Annotated in this window: 1 protein-coding gene; it reads right to left on the bottom strand. The window is 74.8% G+C overall.

Going from position 1 to position 309, the window contains the following annotated elements; all coding sequences use genetic code 11:
- On the bottom strand, positions 1-309 hold a 309-nt coding region (locus tag JHE00_RS34640; protein ID WP_200326426.1), incomplete at both ends, for a CoA-binding protein.

The following is a 309-nucleotide window of genomic DNA, read 5'->3' as shown; positions in this document are numbered from 1 at the left end:
CGAGGCGACGAACAGCTCGCCCTGCAGCAGCTCCGCGTCGAACGCCGCGTTGGCGGTGAGCAGCCGGTGGGTGCGCGGGTTGACCACGCCGAGGCTGCTCGGCCCGAACAGCCGCACGCCGCCCTCGCGGGCCGCCGCGCGCAACCGCTCCTGCCGCACCAGGCCTTCCGCGCCCTCCTCGCCGCACCGGCTGGCGAGGATCGTCGCCTGCGGCACACCGAGCGCGGCGCTCTCGCGCACCGTGTCGATCTCGGGTTCGGCGTTGGTGAGCACGAAGACGTGGTCGGGCACCTCGGGCAGCGCGGTAAG

Source organism: Prauserella cavernicola, assembly GCF_016595675.1.
Taxonomy (GTDB): domain Bacteria; phylum Actinomycetota; class Actinomycetes; order Mycobacteriales; family Pseudonocardiaceae; genus Prauserella_A; species Prauserella_A cavernicola.
The sequence above is the reverse complement of the archived record's forward strand: the minus strand, read 5'-3'. Positions and strand labels throughout refer to the sequence as shown.